Raw genomic sequence first — 13,764 nt, 5'->3', positions numbered from 1 at the left:
GGGGGGCGGGGGGGGGGGCGCCCGCCCCGGGGGCGACCGGACCGCCCTCCCCGGCGCGGCGGTCCGCGATCAGGACGGGTCAGGTCCGGTCCGCTCTCGGCGGTCCCGACGGCCTGGAACCGGACTGGCCCTCGTGAGGCCGGGATTTCCCCAACCCCGTACCATCCGAGTAGACTCGGTCAAGTTGTCAGCACGTCCCAGGCGGCTGAGCAGTCTTCTTGACGATGAACCAGTTCTTAGGAGGAACTAGTGGCAAAGGCAAAGTTCGAGCGGACGAAGCCGCACGTCAACATCGGCACCATCGGCCACGTTGACCACGGCAAGACCACGCTGACCGCCGCCATCTCGAAGGTCCTGTACGACAAGTACCCGGACCTGAATGAGGCCCGTGACTTCGCGACGATCGACTCCGCCCCCGAGGAGCGTCAGCGCGGTATCACCATCAACATCTCCCACGTGGAGTACCAGACCGAGAAGCGTCACTACGCCCACGTGGACGCCCCCGGTCACGCCGACTACATCAAGAACATGATCACCGGCGCCGCTCAGATGGACGGTGCGATCCTCGTGGTCGCCGCCACCGACGGCCCGATGGCCCAGACCCGTGAGCACGTGCTCCTGGCCCGCCAGGTCGGCGTGCCGGCCCTGCTCGTGGCCCTGAACAAGTCGGACATGGTCGAGGACGAGGAGCTCCTCGAGCTCGTCGAGATGGAGGTCCGCGAGCTGCTGTCCTCCCAGGAGTTCGACGGCGACGAGGCCCCGGTCATCCGCACCTCCGGTCTGAAGGCCCTCGAGGGCGACCCCAAGTGGGTCAAGTCCGTCGAGGATCTCATGGATGCCGTGGACGAGTACATCCCGGACCCGGTGCGTGACAAGGACAAGCCGTTCCTGATGCCGATCGAGGACGTCTTCACCATCACCGGTCGTGGCACCGTGGTGACCGGTCGCGCCGAGCGCGGCACCCTGAAGATCAACTCCGAGGTCGAGATCGTCGGCATCCGCCCCGTGCAGAAGACCACCGTCACCGGCATCGAGATGTTCCACAAGCAGCTCGACGAGGCCTGGGCCGGCGAGAACTGCGGTCTGCTGCTGCGCGGTCTGAAGCGCGACGACGTCGAGCGCGGCCAGGTCGTGGTGGAGCCGGGCTCCATCACCCCGCACACCAACTTCGAGGCGAACGTCTACATCCTGTCCAAGGACGAGGGTGGGCGTCACAACCCGTTCTACTCGAACTACCGCCCGCAGTTCTACTTCCGCACCACCGACGTCACCGGCGTCATCACGCTGCCCGAGGGCACCGAGATGGTCATGCCCGGCGACACCACCGAGATGTCGGTCGAGCTCATCCAGCCGATCGCCATGGAGGAGGGCCTCGGCTTCGCCATCCGCGAGGGTGGCCGCACCGTGGGCTCCGGCCGCGTCACCAAGATCACCAAGTGATCTGACGCATCCCGTCTCGTGGCTCCGTTGAGCCGCTGACGCGCGACGCCCCCGTCTCCGGGTCTGCCGGAGGCGGGGGCGTCGCCGTGTCTGACGACGGCGCGGCGGCGGCCGCTAGGCTGAGGACATGCCTGAACTGCTCATCCTCATCGTGGTGCTCGCCGTGGCCGCCGTGGCCGTGCGCTGGGCGCTGCGGACCTTCCGTCCCGAGATCGACCGTGCCCGACGCATCCGGCGCGCGAACCGCGGCGGGGAGCTGGAGCGGTGATCCTGCCCAGCCCGCGCCGCCTGTTCGCCATCACGGCGATGGCCGAGATGTTCACCTGGGCCGGCCTGCTGATCGCCATGTGCCTCAAGTACGGCGGAGTCACGGAGCGGGTGGTGCCGGTCGCCGGCGGCGTCCACGGCTTCGTGTTCCTCTGCTACCTCGTGGTGACGGTCGCCGTGTGGATCGACGGGCGATGGCCGGTGACCCGCGGGCTCCTCGGCCTCGGCTCGACGATCGTCCCGTTCATGACGGTCCCGTTCGAGCGGGCCCAGCGGCGGCGCGGCGAGCCGGCCCCGCGGTGGCAGGTCCTGGACCGTGCGCCGGGGGAGCGGAGGCCCCTCGAACGGCTCCTCGTCGTGGTGCTGCGTCATCCAGTGGTCAGCGCGCTTGTGGCGGTCGCCGTGGTCGCCGTCGTCTTCACGCTGCTGCTCAACGCCGGCCCGCCCACCGAGTGGGGCCGCTGAGCCCCGGGGACTGCCGGGCCCGGCTCGCCGATTGGCGGACCGGGCCCGGTTCTGTCTATACTGATTCGGTTGCTCAAGCGCCATTGCGCTGTCGTCGTGTGTCTCGCGGCGGCAGCTCGGCCCAGATGTGACGTCACCACTCCGATCCGCCGCGGGCGTGTGTCTTCCCAGGAATGCGACACGCCCGACCGCGTGGACCGGAGTCCGACGGCGGCGAGGAACCCGGTCCGACCGGATTCGCCCCGCGCGGGTGGAGGACAAGAAGGCGGACCCGATCCGCCGCACAGGGACAGGAACAGCACACCCGACGAGAGAGGCGTGACGCCATGGCGGGACAGAAGATCCGCATCCGGCTGAAGTCGTACGACCACGAGGTCATCGACGTCTCGGCCCGCAAGATCGTTGACACGGTCACGCGCGCAGGCGCGACGGTGGTCGGCCCCGTGCCGCTGCCGACGGAGAAGAACGTGTACTGCGTTATCCGTTCTCCCCACAAGTACAAGGACAGCCGCGAGCATTTCGAGATGCGCACCCACAAGCGGCTCATCGACATCATCGACCCGACCCCGAAGGCCGTCGACTCGCTCATGCGACTGGACCTGCCCGCGGACGTCAACATCGAGATCAAGCTCTGAGAGGGAGGTGCTGAGAGACTATGACCAACACCCAGAACATCAAGGGCCTGCTGGGCACGAAGCTCGGCATGACCCAGGTCTGGGATGAGGACAACAAGCTCATCCCCGTGACCGTGGTCAAGGCAGACCCGAACGTCGTCACCCAGCTGCGCTCCGAGGAGACCGACGGCTACACCGCCGTGCAGATCGCCTACGGCCAGATCGATCCCCGCCGCGTGACCAAGCCCCTGGCCGGTCACTTCGAGAAGGCCGGCGTGACCCCGCGTCGCCACCTCGTCGAGCTGCGCACCGCCGACGCCGCCGAGTACTCGCTCGGCCAGGACGTGACCGTGGAGGTCTTCGAGGCCGGCCAGAAGGTCGACGTCGTGGGCACCACCAAGGGCAAGGGCTTCGCCGGCGCCATGAAGCGCCACGGCTTCGCCGGTGTGGGCGCCTCGCACGGTGCGCACAAGAACCACCGCAAGCCCGGCTCCGTGGGCGGCGCGTCCACCCCCGGCCGCGTGTTCAAGGGCCAGCGCATGCCCGGTCGCATGGGCGCCGTGCGCCAGACCACCATGAACCTGACGCTCCACGGCATCGACGTGGAGAACAACCTCCTGCTGATCAAGGGCGCGGTGCCCGGCTCCAAGGGCCAGGTCGTGCTCGTCCGCAGCGCCGTGAAGGGAGCCTGAGACCATGGCTGAGAACTCCGTGAAGACCATCCAGGTCGATCTGCCCGCCGAGCTCTTCGACGTGCAGTCCAACGTGCCGCTCATGCACCAGGTCGTCGTCGCCCAGCTCGCCGCCGCCCGCCAGGGCACGCACAAGACGAAGCGCCGCGGCGAGGTGTCCGGTGCCGGTCGCAAGCCGTTCAAGCAGAAGGGCACCGGCCGCGCCCGTCAGGGCTCCATCCGGGCCCCGCACATGACCGGCGGTGGCATCGTCCACGGCCCCACCCCGCGCGACTACTCGCAGCGGACCCCCAAGAAGATGAAGGCCGCCGCCCTGCGCGGTGCCCTGTCGGACCGCGCCCGCAACGGCCGCGTCCACGTCGTCGAGGCCCTCGTGTCCGGGACCACCCCGTCCACCAAGGCCGCCAAGGCGGGCCTCGCGTCCCTGAACACCGGCCGCAAGAACGTGCTGCTGGTGATCGACCGGGCCGACGACGTCGCCGCCCTGTCCGCCCGCAACCTGCCTGCGGTCCACACCCTGTACGCCGACCAGCTGAACACCTACGACGTGCTCGTCTCCGACGACGTCGTGTTCACCCAGGCGGCCTACGAGGCGTACGTGGCCCAGGCTTCCGGCGCCAAGAAGGAGGATGCCCAGTGAGCGGCTCCATCAACAAGGATCCCCGCGACGTGATCATCGCTCCCGTCGTGTCGGAGAAGAGCTACGGTCTGATCGACGAGGGCAAGTACACCTTCCTGGTCGACCCCCGCTCCAACAAGTCCGAGATCAAGCAGGCGGTGGAGCGCATCTTCAACGTCGACGTGGCCTCGGTCAACACCCTGAACCGTTCCGGCAAGCGCCGTCGCACCCGCTTCGGGTGGGGCCAGCGCAAGTCCACCAAGCGTGCCATCGTCACGCTCAAGGACGGGACCATCGACATCTTCGGAGGTCCGCTCGCCTGATCGGCGTGCGGAGACCACTTAATCGAGGAACTGACACATGGCTATCCGTAAGTACAAGCCGACCACCCCGGGCCTGCGCGGCTCGTCCGTGGCCGACTTCGCAGAGATCACCCGGTCCACGCCGGAGAAGTCCCTTCTCCGTCCGTTGCACAAGACCGGCGGCCGCAACAACACCGGCCGCATCACCACTCGTCACAAGGGCGGCGGCCACAAGCGCCAGTACCGCCTGGTCGACTTCCGTCGCCACGACAAGGACGGCGTGCCCGCCACCGTCGCGCACATCGAGTACGACCCGAACCGCACCGCCCGCATCGCGCTGCTGCACTACGCGGACGGCGCCAAGCGCTACATCCTGGCCCCGGCCAAGCTGAAGCAGGGCGACGTGGTCGAGGCCGGCCCGAACGCCGACATCAAGCCCGGCAACAACCTCCCGATGCGCAACATCCCCGTGGGCACCACCATCCACGCGGTGGAGCTGCGCCCCGGCGGCGGCGCCAAGATGGCCCGCTCCGCCGGCGCCTCCGTGCAGCTGGTCGCCCGCGAGGGCAAGTACGCCCAGCTGCGCCTGCCCTCCGGGGAGATCCGCAACGTCGACGTGCGCTGCCGCGCCACGATCGGCGAGGTCGGCAACGCCGAGCAGTCGAACATCAACTGGGGCAAGGCCGGCCGCATGCGCTGGAAGGGCGTCCGCCCGACCGTCCGCGGTGTCGTCATGAACCCGGTCGACCACCCGCACGGCGGTGGCGAGGGCAAGACCTCCGGCGGTCGTCACCCCGTCAACCGGAACGGCAAGCCCGAGGGCCGCACGCGTCGTCCGAACAAGGAAAGCGACAAGCTCATCGTGCGTCGCCGTCGTACCGGCAAGAACAAGCGATAAGGGAGCAGGGAAGACATGCCTCGCAGCCTGAAGAAGGGCCCCTTCGTCGATCAGCACCTCTACCTGAAGGTTCTGGCCGAGAACGAGAAGGGCAGCAAGAACGTCATCAAGACCTGGTCCCGCCGGTCGATGATCATCCCGGACATGCTGGGTCACACCATCGCGGTCCACGACGGACGCAAGCACGTCCCGGTGTTCGTCACCGAGTCCATGGTGGGTCACAAGCTGGGCGAGTTCGCCCCGACCCGGACCTACCGCGGCCACGTGAAGGACGACAAGAAGGGCAAGCGTCGCTGAGCCTGAGGGCACAGCATGCTTGACCTTCTCGAGAATCGAAAGAGAGAAGCAATGGAAGCCAAGGCAATTGCGCGCCACCTGCGCGTGACGCCGATGAAGGCCCGGCGCGTCGTCGACCTGGTCCGTGGCAAGCAGGCCACCGAAGCACTGGCCATCCTGAAGTTCGCCCAGCAGGGTGCTTCGGAGCCGGTGTACAAGCTGGTGACCTCCGCGGTGGCGAACGCCCGTGTCAAGGCGGACCGCGAGGGCCAGGCCTTCGACGAGGACGCCCTCTACATCACCGAGGCCTTCGTGGACGAGGGCCCGACCATGAAGCGGTTCCAGCCCCGTGCTCAGGGCCGCGCGTACCGCATCAACAAGCGCACGAGCCACGTGACCGTGGTCGTGGCGTCCAAGGACGAGAAGGGTGGGAACTGACAATGGGACAGAAGATCAACCCCAACGGGTTCCGCCTCGGCATCACCACCGACCACGTCTCGCACTGGTTCGCGGACTCCCACAAGGAGGGCCAGCGCTACGCTGACTTCCTCAAGGAGGACGTCAAGATCCGCGAGCTGATGACCACCGGCATGGAGCGCGCCGGCATCTCCAAGGTGGAGATCGAGCGCACCCGTGACCGCGTGCGCGTGGACATCCACACCGCGCGTCCGGGCATCGTGATCGGCCGCCGCGGCGCCGAGGCCGACCGCATCCGCGGTGAGCTCGAGAAGCTCACCGGCAAGCAGATCCAGCTGAACATCCTCGAGGTCAAGAACCCCGAGACCGATGCCCAGCTGGTGGCGCAGGGTGTGGCCGAGCAGCTCGCCTCCCGCGTGGCGTTCCGCCGTGCGATGAAGAAGGCGATCCAGTCCGCCATGCGCGCCGGCGCGCAGGGCATCCGCATCCAGTGCTCCGGCCGCCTCGGCGGCGCCGAGATGAGCCGCTCGGAGTTCTACCGCGAGGGTCGCGTGCCGCTGCACACCCTCCGCGCGAACATCGACTTCGGCAAGTTCGAGGCCAAGACCACCTTCGGCCGCATCGGCGTGAAGGTCTGGATCTACAAGGGCGACCTGACCGCCAAGGAGCTCGCGGCCAAGGAGGCCGCGCAGCCCTCCGGCCGTGGCCGTGGCGGCGAGCGCCGTGGCGGCGGCGAGCGTCGTCGTCGCAACGATCGCGCCGAGCGTGCTCCCCGCCAGGAGAACGCCGGCGCCGGCGCCGAGACCCCGGCCGCCGCTCCCGCTGAAGGAGGCAACGCCTGATGCTGATCCCCCGTCGCGTCAAGCACCGCAAGCAGCACCACCCCAAGCGTTCCGGCGCCGCCAAGGGCGGCACCACCGTGACGTTCGGCGAGTGGGGCATCCAGGCGCTCACGCCGGCCTATGTGACCAACCGTCAGATCGAGGCCGCCCGTATCGCCATGACCCGCTACATCAAGCGTGGCGGCAAGGTCTGGATCAACATCTACCCGGACCGTCCGATCACCAAGAAGCCCGCCGAGACCCGCATGGGCTCCGGCAAGGGCTCGCCGGAGTGGTGGGTCGCCAACGTCAAGCCCGGACGCGTGCTCTTCGAGCTGTCGGGTGTCACGGAGGACGTCGCCCGTGAGGCGCTCCGCCTGGCCATCCACAAGCTGCCGCTGAAGGCCCGTATCATCCGTCGAGAGGGTGGTGAGTGATCCCATGGCGATCGGCACCAAGGATCTGAACGTCGAGTCCCTGGACGGGATGGACAACGCCCGCCTGCTGGAGGCCCTGAAGTCCTCCAAGGAGGAGCTGTTCAACCTGCGCTTCCAGGCCGCCACCGGTCAGCTGGACAACGCCAGCCGGCTGAAGGCCGTCAAGCGTGACATCGCGCGCATCTACACGATCCTGCGCGAGCGCGAGCTGGGCATCCGCGGCGATGTCGCCGCCGAGGCGCAGGCCGAGAAGAACGAGGAGGCTGCCAAGTGACCGAGCAGACCCCGGCCGTCTCCGAGGAGCGCGGCTACCGCAAGGCCCTCCGTGGCATCGTCGTCTCCGACAAGATGGACAAGACCATCGTCGTCGAGGTCGAGGACCGCAAGAAGCACTCGCTCTACGGCAAGGTGCTGAAGACCTCGAAGCGCGTGAAGGCGCACGACGAGGACAACACCGCCGGCGTGGGCGACCGCGTCCGCCTCGCCGAGACCCGCCCGCTGTCCGCCTCCAAGCGGTGGCGCCTGGTGGAGATCGTCGAGCGCGCCAAGTGATCGACCCGGCCCCCTGAGGGCCGGCGACGCAGAGGGCCGCCCCGTGCACTGGCACGGGGCGGCCTTGTGCGTTAGACTCTGATATTCGTGCGCCCTCTCGTTGGCAGGACCATCCATCCTGTGTGCCGAGGGCCGCGCACGCCGATCCCGGATCCGCCTCGGCCCTGCCCTGCGCGCCCCTCCGCTCTCGACCTCCCCGACGCTGTCTGAACACGCGTCGCCGGGGGACGACGGCGGGCGGCCCGCCTCGGGGGAGGGGTAAGCGTCCCGGGATGCCCGTTCAACCGTTCCGCAAGGCTCGCCCATCGTGGGGGAGAACCGGCGCGACGCTAGGAGAGACAAGTGATCCAGCAGGAGTCGCGGCTCAAGGTCGCCGACAACACCGGTGCGAAGGAAATCCTGACCATCCGTGTTCTCGGCGGTTCCGGACGCCGCTACGCAGGCATTGGCGACACCATCGTCGCCACCGTGAAGGACGCCATCCCCGGCGGCAACGTCAAGAAGGGCGACGTCGTCAAGGCCGTGGTGGTCCGCACCCGCAAGCAGTCCCGCCGTCCCGACGGCTCGTACATCAAGTTCGACGAGAACGCGGCGGTCATCCTGAAGACCGACGGCGAGCCCCGTGGCACGCGCATCTTCGGCCCCGTGGGTCGCGAGCTGCGTGACAAGAAGTTCATGAAGATCGTGTCGCTCGCCCCGGAGGTGATCTGACCTCATGGCCAAGATCAAGAAGGACGACCTCGTCCAGGTCATCAGTGGCAAGGACAAGGGCAAGCAGGGCAAGGTCCTGCGCGTGTTCCCGGCGGATGAGCGCGTGCTCGTCGAGGGCGTGAACCGCGTGACCAAGCACCTGCGCGCCGGCCAGGACAACAACGGTTCCACCGAGGGCGGCCTGCAGGTCGTCGAGGCCCCGATCCACATCTCGAACGTGGCCGTGGTGGACCCGGAGACCAAGAAGCCGACCCGTGTGGGCTACCGCTTCGAGACCGTCGAGAAGGACGGCGTGAGCAAGACCGTGAAGGTCCGCTTCGCCAAGGCCTCGGGGAAGGAGCTGTGATGACCGAGGTGCAGCAGACCGAGAAGGTCACCCCGCGTCTGAAGACCAAGTACCGCGACGAGATCCGCGGCGCCCTGCAGGAGCAGTTCCAGTACGGGAACGTCATGCAGGTGCCGGGTCTCGTGAAGGTCGTCGTCAACATGGGCGTCGGCGAGGCCGCCAAGGACTCCAAGATCATCGACGGCGCGGTCGCCGACCTCACCGCCATCACCGGCCAGAAGCCGATGATCACCAAGGCCCGCAAGTCCATCGCGCAGTTCAAGCTGCGTGAGGGCATGCCCATCGGCACGCACGCCACGCTCCGTGGCGACCGCATGTGGGAGTTCCTGGACCGCCTGGTCACGCTCGCGCTGCCGCGCATCCGTGACTTCCGCGGCCTGTCCGACCGCCAGTTCGACGGCAACGGCAACTACACCTTCGGCCTGTCCGAGCAGACCGTGTTCCACGAGATCGATCAGGACAAGATCGACCGCGTGCGCGGCATGGACATCACCGTGGTGACGACCGCCAAGAACGACGACGAGGGCCGCGCGCTGCTCAAGGCGCTGGGCTTCCCGTTCAAGACCGACCAGTAAGACCTCCACGCCACAGGTCCTCCACCGGTGAACCGGTGGCGGAAACCACGGCGAGAAAGGGCGTGAAGCCCACATGACCATGACCGATCCCGTCGCAGACATGCTGACCCGTCTGCGCAACGCAAACTCGGCCTACCACGACACCGTGTCCATGCCGTCCTCGAAGCTGAAGACTCGCGTCGCCGAGATCCTCAAGGCCGAGGGCTACATCCAGGACTGGCGCGAGGAGGAGGCCGAGGTCGGCAAGAAGCTGACCATCGACCTGAAGTTCGGCCCGCAGCGTGAGCGTGCGATCGCCGGCCTGCGCCGCATCTCCAAGCCGGGCCTGCGCGTGTACGCGAAGTCCACGAACCTGCCCCACGTGCTGGGCGGCCTCGGCATCGCCATCCTGTCCACCTCCTCTGGTCTCCTCACGAACCAGCAGGCCGCCAAGAAGGGCGTGGGCGGAGAAGTCCTCGCCTACGTCTGGTGACGGGCAAGACGGAAGAAAGGCTGAACTGACATGTCTCGAATCGGACGTCTCCCGATCACCATCCCCGCCGGCGTCGATGTGACCATCGACGGCGACCGCGTCTCCGTGAAGGGCCCCAAGGGCCAGCTCGAGCACTCGCTGCCCACGCCCATCACGGTCACCCTCGAGGAGGGGCAGGTCACCGTGGCCCGCCCCGACGACGAGCGTGAGTCCCGTTCCCTGCACGGTCTGACCCGCACCCTCATCAGCAACATGGTCGAGGGCGTGACCAACGGCTTCTCCAAGCAGCTCGAGGTCGTCGGCACCGGCTACCGCGTGCAGGCCAAGGGCCAGGACCTCGAGTTCGCCCTGGGCTACTCCCACCCCGTCCCGGTGAAGGCGCCCCAGGGCATCACCTTCACGGTGGAGGGCAACAAGGTCACCGTCGCCGGTATCGACAAGCAGCAGGTCGGCGAGACCGCCGCCAACATCCGCAAGCTGCGCCGCCCCGACCCGTACAAGGGCAAGGGCGTGCGCTACGCGGGCGAGCAGATCCGCCGCAAGGCCGGAAAGGCAGGTAAGTGATGTCTACTCTGAAGGTGAAGGGCAAGGGCAAGTTCAACGCCCGCACCCGCCGCCACCTCCGGGTGCGCAAGCGGATCTCCGGCACCACCGTCCGTCCCCGCCTCGTCGTCAACCGCTCTGCACGGCACATGTTCGTGCAGGTCGTGGACGACACGCAGAGCCGCACGCTCGCGTACGCCTCCACCATGGAGGCCGACGTGCGTGCGCTCGAGGGCGACAAGACGGCCAAGGCCAAGCGCGTGGGCGAGCTCGTCGCCGAGCGTGCCAAGGCGGCCGGCATCGAGGCCGTGGTCTTCGACCGCGGCGGCAACAAGTACCACGGGCGCGTCGCGGCCGTGGCCGACGGTGCGCGAGAGGGTGGGCTGCAGCTGTGACCGAGAACATCAACCAGAAGGACACTCAGGTGACCGAGAGCACCGAGACCACCGTCTCCGAGACCGGGTCGGGCTCGGCGAGCCAGACCACCGAGCGCGCCACCGGTGGCCGCGGCGGTCGCGACGGCGGCCGCGGTGGCCGTGACGGCGATCGTCGTGGCGGCCGTCGCGACGACCGCAACCGTCGTGGCGCCCAGGACGACGAGAAGGACCAGTTCCTCGAGCGCGTCGTGGGCATCAACCGCGTCTCCAAGGTCGTCAAGGGCGGCCGCCGCTTCTCCTTCACCGCCCTCGTGGTGGTGGGTGACGGCGACGGCACCGTCGGCGTCGGCTACGGCAAGGCGAAGGAGGTCCCCGCCGCGATCCAGAAGGCCGTGGAGGAGGCCAAGAAGTCCTTCTTCCGCGTCCCCCGCGTCGGCTCCACCATCCCGCACCTGGTGCAGGGTGAGGACGCCGCCGGCGTCGTGCTGCTCCGCCCGGCCTCCCCGGGTACCGGCGTGATCGCCGGCGGTCCGGTGCGCGCCGTGCTCGAGTGCGCCGGCATCCACGACGTGCTGTCCAAGTCCATGGGCTCCGTGAACGCGATCAACATCGTGCGCGGCACCGTGGACGCACTCAAGAAGCTGGAAGAGCCCCAGGCCGTCGCCGCCCGCCGCGGCAAGGCCCTGGACGAGATCGCCCCCCATGCGATGCTGCGCACCATGGAGAACGATCGCGCCCAGAAGAGCGCGAAGGCAGGTGCGTGAGCCGTGTTTGAGCCCACCCGCAAGAACATCCAGCCCTCGGACGCCACCCTGGTCATCACCCAGACCCGCGGCGTCACGGGCTCCAAGCAGAACCATCGGGACACCCTGCGCTCGCTGGGCCTGAAGCGGATCGGCCACCAGGTCACCCGCAAGGCCGATGCGGTGACGGTCGGCATGGTCAACACCGTGCCGCACCTGGTGTCCGTGGAGGAGGTCAACAATGGCTGACAACGACGCCATCAAGGTCCACGACCTGCGTCCGGCCCCCGGTGCCAAGACCGCCAAGACCCGCGTGGGTCGCGGTGAGGCGTCGAAGGGCAAGACCGCCGGTCGCGGCACCAAGGGCACCAAGGCCCGTTACCAGGTCCGTGCGGGCTTCGAGGGCGGCCAGCTGCCCCTGCAGATGCGTCTGCCGAAGCTCCGCGGCTTCAAGAACCCGTTCCGCACGGAGTACCAGGTCGTGAACCTGGACAAGCTCTCCGCGCACTTCCCCGAGGGCGGTGAGGTCACCGTGGACGCGCTCGTGTCCAAGGGCCTCGTCCGTCGCGGTCAGCCCGTGAAGGTGCTGGGCACGGGGGAGATCACCGCGGCCGTGCAGGTGAAGGCGAACGCCTTCTCCTCGTCCGCCGTGGAGAAGATCCAGGCCGCCGGCGGGTCCACCGAGACCCTCTGACACGCCGACCCATCGACCGAGGGCCCTGGCCCGGAGCAGGAGCTCCGGACCAGGGCCCTCGGTCCGTCCGTGTAGACTCGCACAGCGGCCGCCCCGGTGTGGCCGCCGTCTCGTGCCCCGCCCCGCGGCCGGCGCGCGCCCCACAGGACCACCGCAGGAGGACTCGTGCTCAAGGCCATCGCCCGGATCGTCCGGACGCCTGACCTGTTGCGGAAGATCGCCTTCACGCTCGGGCTCATCGCCGTCTACCGGATGGGCGCCTTCGTGCCGGCCCCCGGGGTGGACTACCCGGCGGTGCAGCAGTGTCTGGCAGCGGGCAACGCCCAGGGCGGCCTGTACTCCTTCGTGAACATGTTCTCGGGCGGGGCGCTCCTGCAGGTGTCCGTCTTCGCGCTCGGCATCATGCCCTACATCACGGCGTCGATCATCGTGCAGCTGCTGCGGGTGGTGATCCCGCGCTTCGAGCAGCTCCACCAGGAGGGCCCGCAGGGCCAGGCGACGCTGACGCAGTACACCCGCTACCTGACCCTCGCCCTCGCCCTGCTGCAGGCGACCACGATGGCCTCGCTGGCCCGCACCGGGGCCCTGCTCGGATGCAGCCTGCCGCTGCTGCGCGACGGCTCCATCCTCACGGTGCTGCTCGTGGTCATCGCCCTGACCACCGGATGTCTCATCGTCATGTGGTTCGGCGAGCGGATCACCGAGAACGGCGTGGGCAACGGCATGTCCCTGCTGATCTTCACCTCCATCGCGGCGGGCTTCCCGGCCGGCCTCGGCCAGGTGGTCCAGACGCAGGGCTGGCGCGTTTTCGCGATCGTCATGGGGATCGGCCTGCTCACCATGCTGGCCATCGTCTTCGTGGAGGAGTCGCAGCGCCGGATCCCGGTCCAGTACGCCAAGCGGCAGATCGGCTCGCGGACCGTGGGCGGGTCGAGCACCTACATCCCGGTCAAGGTGAACATGGCCAACGTCATCCCGGTCATCTTCGCCTCCTCCGTGTTGATGCTCCCGGGCATCCTCATCCAGTTCAACACGCCGCAGGACGGCAGTGCGCCGGCCCCGTGGATCACGTGGCTGAGCCGGTACTTCGGCTCCGGCGACCACCCGGTGTACATGGCACTGTACTTCCTGCTCATCATCGGCTTCACGTACTTCTACGTGTCCATCACGTTCAACCCGGTGGAGATCTCGGACAACATGAAGCGCTATGGCGGCTTCATCCCCGGCGTCCGCGCCGGACGGCCCACCGAGCGTTACCTGCAGTACGTCATCAGCCGCATCACGTTCGTGGGCGCCCTCTACCTCGGTATCGTGGCCATGATCCCGCTGATCGCCTTCGCGGTGATCGGCACCAGCCAGAACTTCCCGCTCGGCGGCACGTCCATCCTCATCATGGTGGGCGTCGGCCTCCAGACCGTGAAGCAGGTCAGCGCACAGATGGAGCAGCGCCACTACGAGGGCCTGCTGCGCTGAGCCCCGACCCGATCCCGCAACGCCGTCCGT

Annotated in this window: 24 protein-coding genes; all 24 read left to right on the top strand. The window is 68.2% G+C overall.

From position 1 onward, the window contains the following. The first annotated feature begins 249 nt into the window (after positions 1-249). The 24 genes from tuf (at position 250) to secY (ending at position 13,734) form a co-directional block, all read left to right on the top strand. Complete coding sequence (gene tuf, locus ACFI33_RS01420) at positions 250-1,440, top strand: elongation factor Tu (RefSeq protein WP_095346330.1); 1,191 nt, start codon at positions 250-252, stop codon at positions 1,438-1,440. A 127-nt stretch (positions 1,441-1,567) separates the two neighbouring features. After that, positions 1,568-1,708 (top strand): hypothetical protein, encoded by a 141-nt coding sequence (locus ACFI33_RS01415; RefSeq protein ID WP_162838057.1) that lies wholly within the window; start codon positions 1,568-1,570, stop codon positions 1,706-1,708. Continuing rightward, a complete protein-coding gene (locus ACFI33_RS01410) occupies positions 1,705-2,172 on the top strand; it encodes a DUF3817 domain-containing protein (protein ID WP_127434967.1) in 468 nt (155 codons plus the stop codon). The genes ACFI33_RS01415 and ACFI33_RS01410 overlap by 4 nt, the downstream gene beginning before the upstream one ends. Before the next feature lie 326 nt (positions 2,173-2,498). Further along, positions 2,499-2,807, top strand: a complete 309-nt coding sequence (rpsJ, locus tag ACFI33_RS01405) for a 30S ribosomal protein S10 (RefSeq protein WP_002857463.1) — start codon at positions 2,499-2,501, stop codon at positions 2,805-2,807. Between the two features lie 20 nt (positions 2,808-2,827). After that, positions 2,828-3,478: a 50S ribosomal protein L3 gene (gene rplC, locus ACFI33_RS01400; protein ID WP_010080384.1), complete on the top strand. Its 651-nt coding sequence runs from the start codon at positions 2,828-2,830 to the stop codon at positions 3,476-3,478. A gap of 4 nt (positions 3,479-3,482) precedes the next feature. After that, positions 3,483-4,118 (top strand): 50S ribosomal protein L4, encoded by a 636-nt coding sequence (gene rplD, locus ACFI33_RS01395; protein ID WP_127434966.1) that lies wholly within the window; start codon positions 3,483-3,485, stop codon positions 4,116-4,118. Further along, the gene (gene rplW, locus ACFI33_RS01390; protein WP_002857471.1) at positions 4,115-4,420 is read left to right on the top strand and encodes a 50S ribosomal protein L23; all 306 of its coding nucleotides are present in this window, start codon (positions 4,115-4,117) and stop codon (positions 4,418-4,420) included. Before rplD ends, rplW begins: the two co-directional genes overlap by 4 nt. Positions 4,421-4,457: 37 nt before the next feature. After that, a complete protein-coding gene (rplB, locus tag ACFI33_RS01385) occupies positions 4,458-5,297 on the top strand; it encodes a 50S ribosomal protein L2 (protein WP_010080386.1) in 840 nt (279 codons plus the stop codon). Between the two features lie 15 nt (positions 5,298-5,312). Beyond that, positions 5,313-5,594 carry a 30S ribosomal protein S19 gene (gene rpsS, locus ACFI33_RS01380; protein ID WP_002857475.1) on the top strand — a complete coding sequence of 94 codons (282 nt, stop codon included), beginning with the start codon at positions 5,313-5,315 and terminating at the stop codon, positions 5,592-5,594. Between the two features lie 51 nt (positions 5,595-5,645). Then, entirely contained in the window at positions 5,646-6,011 is a 366-nt protein-coding gene (rplV, locus tag ACFI33_RS01375) for a 50S ribosomal protein L22 (protein ID WP_002857477.1), read from the top strand. Between the two features lie 2 nt (positions 6,012-6,013). Next, positions 6,014-6,832 (top strand): 30S ribosomal protein S3, encoded by an 819-nt coding sequence (rpsC, locus tag ACFI33_RS01370; protein ID WP_002857479.1) that lies wholly within the window; start codon positions 6,014-6,016, stop codon positions 6,830-6,832. Next, positions 6,832-7,248, top strand: a complete 417-nt coding sequence (gene rplP, locus ACFI33_RS01365) for a 50S ribosomal protein L16 (RefSeq protein ID WP_002857481.1) — start codon at positions 6,832-6,834, stop codon at positions 7,246-7,248. The genes rpsC and rplP overlap by 1 nt, the downstream gene beginning before the upstream one ends. 4 nt (positions 7,249-7,252) lie before the next feature. Further along, complete coding sequence (gene rpmC, locus ACFI33_RS01360; protein ID WP_036317766.1) at positions 7,253-7,522, top strand: 50S ribosomal protein L29; 270 nt, start codon at positions 7,253-7,255, stop codon at positions 7,520-7,522. Further along, positions 7,519-7,800, top strand: a complete 282-nt coding sequence (gene rpsQ / locus ACFI33_RS01355) for a 30S ribosomal protein S17 (RefSeq protein WP_036317768.1) — start codon at positions 7,519-7,521, stop codon at positions 7,798-7,800. The genes rpmC and rpsQ overlap by 4 nt, the downstream gene beginning before the upstream one ends. A 342-nt stretch (positions 7,801-8,142) precedes the next feature. After that, complete coding sequence (rplN, locus tag ACFI33_RS01350; RefSeq protein WP_002857487.1) at positions 8,143-8,511, top strand: 50S ribosomal protein L14; 369 nt, start codon at positions 8,143-8,145, stop codon at positions 8,509-8,511. Positions 8,512-8,515: 4 nt separating this feature from the next. Beyond that, entirely contained in the window at positions 8,516-8,857 is a 342-nt protein-coding gene (gene rplX, locus ACFI33_RS01345; protein ID WP_036317770.1) for a 50S ribosomal protein L24, read from the top strand. Then, the gene (gene rplE, locus ACFI33_RS01340) at positions 8,857-9,432 is read left to right on the top strand and encodes a 50S ribosomal protein L5 (RefSeq protein ID WP_036317773.1); all 576 of its coding nucleotides are present in this window, start codon (positions 8,857-8,859) and stop codon (positions 9,430-9,432) included. Before rplX ends, rplE begins: the two co-directional genes overlap by 1 nt. 73 nt (positions 9,433-9,505) lie before the next feature. Further along, entirely contained in the window at positions 9,506-9,904 is a 399-nt protein-coding gene (gene rpsH / locus ACFI33_RS01335; protein WP_002857494.1) for a 30S ribosomal protein S8, read from the top strand. Positions 9,905-9,934: 30 nt separating this feature from the next. Continuing rightward, a complete protein-coding gene (gene rplF / locus ACFI33_RS01330; protein WP_036317775.1) occupies positions 9,935-10,468 on the top strand; it encodes a 50S ribosomal protein L6 in 534 nt (177 codons plus the stop codon). Next, complete coding sequence (rplR, locus tag ACFI33_RS01325; protein WP_002857498.1) at positions 10,468-10,842, top strand: 50S ribosomal protein L18; 375 nt, start codon at positions 10,468-10,470, stop codon at positions 10,840-10,842. The genes rplF and rplR overlap by 1 nt, the downstream gene beginning before the upstream one ends. Beyond that, a complete protein-coding gene (gene rpsE / locus ACFI33_RS01320) occupies positions 10,839-11,588 on the top strand; it encodes a 30S ribosomal protein S5 (protein WP_002857500.1) in 750 nt (249 codons plus the stop codon). Before rplR ends, rpsE begins: the two co-directional genes overlap by 4 nt. A gap of 3 nt (positions 11,589-11,591) precedes the next feature. Further along, a complete protein-coding gene (rpmD, locus tag ACFI33_RS01315; protein WP_002857502.1) occupies positions 11,592-11,816 on the top strand; it encodes a 50S ribosomal protein L30 in 225 nt (74 codons plus the stop codon). Then, on the top strand, positions 11,809-12,261 hold the full coding sequence (gene rplO / locus ACFI33_RS01310) for a 50S ribosomal protein L15 (RefSeq protein ID WP_002857504.1): 453 nt from the start codon (positions 11,809-11,811) through the stop codon (positions 12,259-12,261). Before rpmD ends, rplO begins: the two co-directional genes overlap by 8 nt. 165 nt (positions 12,262-12,426) lie before the next feature. Beyond that, a complete protein-coding gene (secY, locus tag ACFI33_RS01305; protein ID WP_012751035.1) occupies positions 12,427-13,734 on the top strand; it encodes a preprotein translocase subunit SecY in 1,308 nt (435 codons plus the stop codon). Positions 13,735-13,764: the final 30 nt, after the last annotated feature.

The organism is Micrococcus sp. PSi08, from assembly GCF_054960655.1.
Note: the sequence above shows the minus strand (reverse complement) of the source record. Positions and strands in the feature narration are given on the sequence as shown.

Bases quoted from the DNA above. Each gene is read 5' to 3' on its own strand.
- rplX (WP_036317770.1), top strand. From the start codon at position 8,516: ATGGCCAAGATCAAGAAGGACGACCTCGTCCAGGTCATCAGTGGCAAG.
- rpsC (WP_002857479.1), top strand. From the start codon at position 6,014: ATGGGACAGAAGATCAACCCCAACGGGTTCCGCCTCGGCATCACCACC.
- rplR (WP_002857498.1), top strand. From the start codon at position 10,468: ATGTCTACTCTGAAGGTGAAGGGCAAGGGCAAGTTCAACGCCCGCACC.
- rpsJ (WP_002857463.1), top strand. From the start codon at position 2,499: ATGGCGGGACAGAAGATCCGCATCCGGCTGAAGTCGTACGACCACGAG.
- rplP (WP_002857481.1), top strand. From the start codon at position 6,832: ATGCTGATCCCCCGTCGCGTCAAGCACCGCAAGCAGCACCACCCCAAG.
- rplB (WP_010080386.1), top strand. From the start codon at position 4,458: ATGGCTATCCGTAAGTACAAGCCGACCACCCCGGGCCTGCGCGGCTCG.
- rpsS (WP_002857475.1), top strand. From the start codon at position 5,313: ATGCCTCGCAGCCTGAAGAAGGGCCCCTTCGTCGATCAGCACCTCTAC.
- rpmC (WP_036317766.1), top strand. From the start codon at position 7,253: ATGGCGATCGGCACCAAGGATCTGAACGTCGAGTCCCTGGACGGGATG.
- rplO (WP_002857504.1), top strand. From the start codon at position 11,809: ATGGCTGACAACGACGCCATCAAGGTCCACGACCTGCGTCCGGCCCCC.
- rplV (WP_002857477.1), top strand. From the start codon at position 5,646: ATGGAAGCCAAGGCAATTGCGCGCCACCTGCGCGTGACGCCGATGAAG.
- rpsH (WP_002857494.1), top strand. From the start codon at position 9,506: ATGACCATGACCGATCCCGTCGCAGACATGCTGACCCGTCTGCGCAAC.
- rplF (WP_036317775.1), top strand. From the start codon at position 9,935: ATGTCTCGAATCGGACGTCTCCCGATCACCATCCCCGCCGGCGTCGAT.
- ACFI33_RS01415 (WP_162838057.1), top strand. From the start codon at position 1,568: ATGCCTGAACTGCTCATCCTCATCGTGGTGCTCGCCGTGGCCGCCGTG.
- rplD (WP_127434966.1), top strand. From the start codon at position 3,483: ATGGCTGAGAACTCCGTGAAGACCATCCAGGTCGATCTGCCCGCCGAG.
- rplE (WP_036317773.1), top strand. From the start codon at position 8,857: ATGACCGAGGTGCAGCAGACCGAGAAGGTCACCCCGCGTCTGAAGACC.
- rplC (WP_010080384.1), top strand. From the start codon at position 2,828: ATGACCAACACCCAGAACATCAAGGGCCTGCTGGGCACGAAGCTCGGC.